Annotated in this window: 1 pseudogene; it reads left to right on the top strand. The window is 42.3% G+C overall.

Features of this window, described 5'->3' with window-relative positions:
* Positions 1-499 (top strand): annotated as a pseudogene (locus tag PSH48_RS20820) (DNA polymerase III subunit gamma/tau); the annotation flags it as partial.

The raw sequence follows: 499 nt of genomic DNA, 5'->3' as shown, positions 1-499 counted from the left end.
GTACACATGTTGTCAAAGCACAGCTTTAATGCCTTATTAAAAACGCTCGAAGAGCCACCTGAGCATGTAAAGTTTTTACTGGCGACCACCGATCCACAAAAATTACCGGTAACTATTTTATCGCGCTGCTTACAGTTTAATTTAAATGCCTTGTCGCAAGCTGAAATTAAGCAACAGCTTGAGCATGTTCTTACGCAAGAGCAGCTCAATTTTGATAATGATGCCCTAAGCATTATTGCTAAAGCAGCCGATGGCAGTATGCGAGATGCGCTGAGCCTGACAGATCAGGCTATTGCCCAAACAAATGGCGATATTAATAATCAAGCTGTTCAAGCCATGCTTGGTTTAATGGATACCCATTATAGTCAGAGTTTACTCGCTGCATTACTCGCGCAGGATGGCGCAGCCTTAATGGCTGAAGTTGCCCAAGTCGCGAGCAGAAATCCTAATTACATTGCACTACTTGATGACTTAATTGCACTTACGCATATTATTCAAT

This window comes from Pseudoalteromonas sp. Angola-4, from assembly GCF_028599265.1.
GTDB lineage: Bacteria > Pseudomonadota > Gammaproteobacteria > Enterobacterales > Alteromonadaceae > Pseudoalteromonas > Pseudoalteromonas atlantica.
This window is presented reverse-complemented; position numbering and strand designations above follow the sequence as displayed.